Annotated in this window: 6 protein-coding genes and 1 pseudogene; 4 read left to right on the forward strand and 3 right to left on the reverse strand. The window is 38.9% G+C overall.

All coding sequences use genetic code 11. From position 1 onward, the window contains the following. Position 1: 1 nt before the first annotated feature. The 3 genes from ACFIMG_RS00905 to xth form a co-directional block, all read right to left on the reverse strand. Positions 2–754, reverse strand: coding sequence for an amino acid ABC transporter permease (locus ACFIMG_RS00905; protein ID WP_375678918.1), 753 nt, complete (start codon positions 752–754; stop codon positions 2–4). A 141-nt stretch (positions 755–895) separates the two neighbouring features. Then, positions 896–1,801, reverse strand: coding sequence for a transporter substrate-binding domain-containing protein (locus ACFIMG_RS00910; protein ID WP_375678919.1), 906 nt, complete (start codon positions 1,799–1,801; stop codon positions 896–898). A gap of 123 nt (positions 1,802–1,924) precedes the next feature. Next, the gene (gene xth, locus ACFIMG_RS00915) at positions 1,925–2,707 is read right to left on the reverse strand and encodes an exodeoxyribonuclease III (RefSeq protein ID WP_375678920.1); all 783 of its coding nucleotides are present in this window, start codon (positions 2,705–2,707) and stop codon (positions 1,925–1,927) included. A gap of 511 nt (positions 2,708–3,218) precedes the next feature. Here xth and rpsL point away from each other — a divergent pair. From rpsL to ACFIMG_RS00935, 4 genes and pseudogenes are all read left to right on the forward strand, one after another. Then, complete coding sequence (gene rpsL / locus ACFIMG_RS00920; RefSeq protein ID WP_005773262.1) at positions 3,219–3,590, forward strand: 30S ribosomal protein S12; 372 nt, start codon at positions 3,219–3,221, stop codon at positions 3,588–3,590. Between the two features lie 18 nt (positions 3,591–3,608). After that, entirely contained in the window at positions 3,609–4,079 is a 471-nt protein-coding gene (gene rpsG, locus ACFIMG_RS00925) for a 30S ribosomal protein S7 (RefSeq protein WP_015856589.1), read from the forward strand. 24 nt (positions 4,080–4,103) lie between these two features. Continuing rightward, the gene (gene fusA, locus ACFIMG_RS00930; protein ID WP_375678921.1) at positions 4,104–6,188 is read left to right on the forward strand and encodes an elongation factor G; all 2,085 of its coding nucleotides are present in this window, start codon (positions 4,104–4,106) and stop codon (positions 6,186–6,188) included. A 62-nt stretch (positions 6,189–6,250) separates the two neighbouring features. Next, a pseudogene (locus ACFIMG_RS00935) lies at positions 6,251–6,330 on the forward strand (elongation factor Tu); the annotation flags it as partial.

Below are 6,330 nucleotides of genomic sequence, written 5' to 3' on the forward strand. Positions count from 1 at the left end.
TTCAATTTCCCTTTATTTGAAAATTAGGAATTTTGAGTATTTGTTCAATGACTGTCATCACAATGAATACGAATAAGGCTATTAGAATATAAAGGATCGTAACAAGTAAATAATTTTCGTAAACATGGCTTACCTCTTCAATTGCTTGGTATTGAAATTGCATGAGCTCATTTATTGAAACGGCGAATGCTATAGACGAATTTTTCACAATGCCCATTGCTTCTGAAGTAAGAGGTGGCATAATTGCACGTATAGCACGTGGTAGTATAATATAGCGATAACTTTGATAAGTTGTAAATCCCATTGCCATAGCAGCATAGCGTTGTCCAGAAGGAATCGCTTCAATACCTGAACGAACCTGTTCAGCAATGCGTGCAGATGTAAAGAATCCCAATGCGCATGTTATTAAGAGAATGGGGGAAAATTTCATCGCTGGTGGATAAATCTTCGGAACAACAAAATACCACAAAAACACTTGTACAAGGAGGGGAATATTACGCATAATCTCTACCCAAATAGTACCAATAGTGCGAAATATATAATTGATTATGGATGTTTTGGGTAAAGTGCGCATTGTTCCTATAATAACACCACACAATACAGCTAATATAAGTGAAGTGATAGACAATATAATTGTATTTTTTAAGCCATCGAGAAGTGTATCTAAATAGGTATGACTTACGCCGGGAGTTCCCAAGCATCCTGTTACCAATGTTTGAGTAAGGTCATCTCTACAAAGGAAAGAAAAGTCCATTAATTGATATTCCCTCAAATTAGTCATTCACAAATAGGACAATAAACCACGCGCATCTACATAGTCCAGATTTATTAAAAAGTGAATTAAAATATAAACCACACTCAATTTCAAAAGAGTGTGGTTCTTCTTTATTAAATTCTATAAATCTTTTTCTGCGTAGCTTTCTCGAGGCTTATTATTTGGGTGATCCCAAGCATATCTTGTTTGTTTTGACAAGGGAAGGTTCATAACAGTGTTAGCAGGTGGGATCGGTTTCATAAACCACTTATTATAAAGCTTTTCCAGTGATTCATCTTTAATCTGACGTACGATACTATCGTTGATTGTTTGTTCAAATTTTTTGTCATTTAATCTGAGCATACAGGCAATAGGTTCGACTGAAAGTACAGTATCAAGAATGACATAATCAGATGGATTCTTTGATTTAGCAATATGTCCAGCAAGAATTGAAGCGTCCATGACAAAAGCATCTGCCTTACCAGATTCTAATAATAAAAAACTATCTCCGTGATCTTTCCCCTTTAAAACTTTAAACTGAATGTTTTTTGCACGTTTATTTTTACGAATAAGTTGAACAGATGTTGTACCGGTGGTCGTTGCAACTGTTTTTCCATTTAAATCCTCAAGAGATTTAATGTTAGAGTTTTTCTTTACAGCAATCCGAACCTCTTCAATGTATGTCGTATAAGCAAATGCTGCTTCTTTACTGCGGGCAATATCATGTGTTGTTGAGCCGCACTCAAAATCATAGGTTTTATTTTTTAAGAGAGGAATTCTATTTTGAGAAGTGATGGGAAGATAATGAATTTTAATTGGTTTACCAATTTTTTTTGAGATATCATCAATGATCCGTTCTGCCATTTCTGTATGAAAACCTACATATTTATTATTACCAAGGGCGTAGGCTAAACCAGATGATTCACGGACACCTAAAGTAATTTCCCCTGTTCGTTTTATTTTTTCAAGAGTATCATGTTCAGCATGCGCGAAACTTGGGAATCCAATGGCCGTTGCTGCAATAAGCATTAATAATGATTTCTTCATTTATGTCCTCCATTCATTTATTTTTATTTTATTTGCTTAAGATATACTGTTTATATGCTGTAGCATAGTTATTATTTTGAGTGGAATTTTTTTGTTGTCTCATGAAATGAGGATTTTACTTTCTTAATTTATATTAAGGTGAATCCAAACAGGAACGTGGTCGGATGGTTTTTGATATCCCCTTACTTCTGTTTGGCTATGAGCGCAAATTAGTTGATCAACAGCTTCTGGTGATAATAATAAATGATCAATGCGAATCCCATTATTCTTAGGCCAAGCACCTGCCTGAAAATCCCAAAAACTGAAGGAGGGAGTATCGGTGACATTCCGGATAGCATCATAAAAACCTAAATGAAGAATACGTTGGAATGCTTTTCTTGTTTCTTGAAGAAATAAGGCATCTTGATACCATTCTTGAGGTTTTTTTGCATCTAATGGAGTGGGGATGACATTATAATCACCTGCTAGAATAAGAGGTTCTTCATACTCAAGCAATGATTTTGCATGTGTATATAATCTTTCCATCCATTCTATCTTATAGGAATATTTTTCACTCTCAATAGGATTCCCATTTGGCAAATAGAGAGATGCAACACGAACAACACCTTTGTTTGTTGAATAAACAGCTTCAATGTAACGTGTTTGTTTATCATTATCATTGCCTGGTAATCGACGGATCACTTCATCTGGTGTTTTTTTAGAGAGAATCGCAACGCCATTAAAACTTTTTTGTCCGTGTGTTTCTATATGGTAACCTAAATTTTCAATTGTATCGCGTGGAAAATTTTCATCAATACTTTTAATTTCCTGTAAACAGACTATGTCCGGTTGGCTTTGCTGCAACCATTGACATAATGTTTCATGTCGCGCTTTTATTCCAGCAATATTCCACGTTGCTATTTTCATGGTGCTCATCATTAGATATCAAATATGCAATTCAATTTACTGCTATGTTTTACTACAGTTTACTGCTATGTTTTACTACAGTCAGATCGCTGTTTTTTTGTTTATAGGGGATATTACTATGGTAAATTAATTTATCAAGAGTAGCGGTAAAAGCAAATTTAAAGCTTTAAAATTTAATTTATTTTCATTTTTAAAAACTTTCTGCTGTTTAGTCCTTGACGAATGTACGTGTTCTCGCTATTAGAAATGAACATAACCGATGTGGATGTAATTAGGTGTTTTGGATATGAGCCGGAAAATTATTCACAGGTGTTAAGAAGATTAAAAGCAAATGCTAGTGCAAAAGGCTATTGCCTTCTCTGCTTATGGTCGGGTAAACTGTTTTTTACAGGTGTGCCCGATTTTGTGTGTAGACTTAGATATCTGCTCCGATTTTGTTGGGGTGGATAGAAATGAAAATAGAAAAGCCCGATTGGGTGAGACGAATGTAGATCGAAAAGAGGAAGGTTGCATGCCTACCGTAAACCAGTTGATTCGCAAGCCGCGTGTGGCGCCAGTTAAACGTAATAAGGTTCCTGCTCTGCAGTCGAATCCGCAGAAGCGTGGTGTTTGTACGCGTGTTTATACAACAACACCGAAGAAACCTAATTCTGCTCTTCGTAAAGTTGCTAAAATTCGCTTGACGAATGGATTTGAGGTGATTGGTTATATTCCTGGAGAGGGACATAATCTTCAAGAGCACTCTGTTGTAATGATTCGTGGTGGTCGTGTGAAAGATTTGCCAGGAGTTCGTTATCACATTATTCGTGGTTTGCTTGATACGCAAGGTGTCAAGAATCGTAAACAGCGTCGTTCAAAGTATGGCGCAAAGCGTCCAAAATAATATTGAGAGACAAAGCCAATGTCCCGTCGTCATAGAGCAGAAAAGCGTGAGATTAATCCAGATCCAAAATTTGGTGATTTGGTTATTATGAAATTTATGAATGCCATTATGTTTGATGGTAAAAAATCAGTTGCAGAGCGTATTGTTTATGGTGCGCTCGATTCTGTGGAAAAAAGAGTAAAAACAGATCCTGTGGCTCTATTTCATCGAGCTTTAGAGAATGTTGCTCCTCACATTGAGGTTCGTTCACGTCGTGTTGGTGGTGCTACTTATCAAGTTCCGATTGATGTTCGTCCTGATCGTCGTCAGGCTCTTGCTATTCGTTGGTTGATTGCGGCGGCACGAGGTCGAAATGAAACGACGATGATTGAGCGTTTATCTGGTGAATTGATGGATGCGGCTAATAATCGTGGTTCTGCCGTGAAAAAGCGTGAAGATGTTCATCGTATGGCTGAAGCTAATCGTGCTTTTTCTCACTATCGCTGGTAGAAGTTTTAAACTAAGGCAAATATAATGGCTCGCGAATATAAAATTGAAGATTATCGTAATTTTGGTATTATGGCGCATATTGATGCTGGTAAGACTACGATGACTGAACGTATTCTGTTCTATACCGGTAAGAATCATAAAATTGGCGAGACCCATGATGGTGCTTCTACAATGGATTGGATGGAGCAGGAGCAGGAGCGCGGTATTACGATTACGTCTGCTGCGACAACGACATTTTGGGAAGGGCAAGACGGTCGGAAGCGTCGCTTTAATATTATTGATACGCCAGGGCACGTTGATTTTACGATTGAAGTTGAACGCTCTTTGCGTGTTCTTGATGGTGCAATAGCCTTGTTGGATGCAAATGCTGGTGTGGAGCCTCAGACGGAAACTGTTTGGCGGCAAGCTGAGAAGTATCGCGTGCCTCGTATGGTTTTTGTTAATAAAATGGACAAAATAGGAGCTGACTTCTATCGTAGTGTGGAGATGGTTGGTTCTCGGTTAGGTGCTAAAGCGCTTGTTTTGCAGTTGCCGATTGGTGCTGAAAATGACTTTGAAGGTGTTGTTGATCTTGTAGAAATGAAGGCTTTAAAGTGGGATGGTTCTATTGGTTCCTCGGCGGTAATAAGTGAAATTCCCTCTGATTTAAAGGAAAAAGCTGAAGAATATCGCGAGAAATTGATTGAGATGGCTGTGGAGGTTGATGAAGCTGCGACAGAGGCTTATTTGGAAGGTGTTATGCCAACCAACGAGCAGCTTGTTTCTCTCATTCGTAGGGGGACAGTAGAAGTTCAGTTTCATCCGGTTCTTTGTGGTACGGCTTTTAAAAACAAGGGGGTGCAGCCACTTTTGGATGCTGTTGTTTCCTATCTTCCTTCTCCAGTTGATATTCCGGCGATTAAGGGTATTGATGTAAAGACTGAGGCTGAGACGATACGCGAATCTTCTGATGATGCTCCGTTATCTATGCTTGCTTTTAAAATTATGAATGATCCTTTTGTTGGTTCATTGACGTTTTGTCGTATTTACTCAGGTAAAGTTCAGAAAGGTATTTCTCTTGAGAATACTGTGAAAAAGAAGAAAGAGCGTTTGGGGCGTATGCTTCAAATGCATTCAAATTCTCGTGAGGATATTGAAGAAGCTTTTGCTGGTGATATTGTTGCTCTTGCAGGACTTAAGGAGACGACAACAGGGGATACTCTTTGTGATCCCTTGAAGCCTGTTATTTTGGAGAGAATGGAATTTCCAGAGCCTGTTATTGAGATTGCAATTGAGCCGAAAACAAAAGCAGATCAAGAAAAAATGGGTATTGCTCTTAACCGTCTAGCGGCCGAAGATCCTTCATTCCGTGTTAAATCGGATGAGGAATCTGGTCAGACTATTATAGCTGGAATGGGTGAGCTTCATCTTGATATTATTGTTGACCGTATGCGGCGTGAGTTTAAGGTTGAAGCAAATGTTGGGCAGCCTCAAGTTGCTTATCGTGAGTCAATTACTAAAATGGCGGAAATTGATTATACGCATAAGAAACAATCGGGTGGTGCAGGTCAATTTGCTCGTGTGAAAATTGTTTTTGAGCCTCATGATGGTGATGACTTTATTTTTGAGTCAAAGATTGTTGGTGGTGCTGTTCCTAAAGAATATATTCCCGGTGTCCAAAAAGGGATTGAGAGTGTTATGGGGTCAGGTCCTCTTGCGGGCTTTCCTATGCTTGGTGTAAAAGCGACTCTCATTGATGGTGGCTATCACGATGTTGATTCTTCGGTTTTGGCTTTTGAGATTGCTGCTCGTGCGGCTTTTCGTGATGGGGCAAAGAAGGCTGGTGCACAGCTTCTTGAACCGATCATGAAGGTGGAAGTTGTTACACCAGATGATTATGTTGGTGATGTTATTGGTGATCTCAATTCTCGTCGGGGACAGATTTCAGGAACTGAAGCGCGCGGCATTGCAACGGTTGTGAATGCAATGGTTCCTTTGGCAAATATGTTTGGTTATGTGAATACTCTTCGCTCTATGAGTCAGGGGCGTGCGCAGTATACAATGCAGTTTGATCATTACGAGCCTGTGCCTTCAGCTGTTGCTTTGGAGATTCAAAAGAAATACGCGTAATTTCAGGTTGGTAATTAATTTTTAACTTAGTCCTTGGCTTGGACGGAAAATGGAGAGCTCAAATGGCGAAGAGCAAGTTTGAACGAACAAAACCGCATGTTAATATTGGTACGATTGGTCACGTTGATCATGGGAAGACCTC

Origin of the sequence: Bartonella sp. AP11XZML, from assembly GCF_042196445.1 — a bacterium.
Classification (GTDB): Bacteria; Pseudomonadota; Alphaproteobacteria; order Rhizobiales; family Rhizobiaceae; genus Bartonella.

Excerpts from the sequence above, each read along its gene's own strand:
- ACFIMG_RS00905 (WP_375678918.1), bottom strand. The coding sequence starts at position 754 with ATGGACTTTTCTTTCCTTTGTAGAGATGACCTTACTCAAACATTGGTA.
- ACFIMG_RS00910 (WP_375678919.1), bottom strand. The coding sequence starts at position 1,801 with ATGAAGAAATCATTATTAATGCTTATTGCAGCAACGGCCATTGGATTC.
- xth (WP_375678920.1), bottom strand. The coding sequence starts at position 2,707 with ATGAAAATAGCAACGTGGAATATTGCTGGAATAAAAGCGCGACATGAA.
- rpsL (WP_005773262.1), top strand. The coding sequence starts at position 3,219 with ATGCCTACCGTAAACCAGTTGATTCGCAAGCCGCGTGTGGCGCCAGTT.
- rpsG (WP_015856589.1), top strand. The coding sequence starts at position 3,609 with ATGTCCCGTCGTCATAGAGCAGAAAAGCGTGAGATTAATCCAGATCCA.
- fusA (WP_375678921.1), top strand. The coding sequence starts at position 4,104 with ATGGCTCGCGAATATAAAATTGAAGATTATCGTAATTTTGGTATTATG.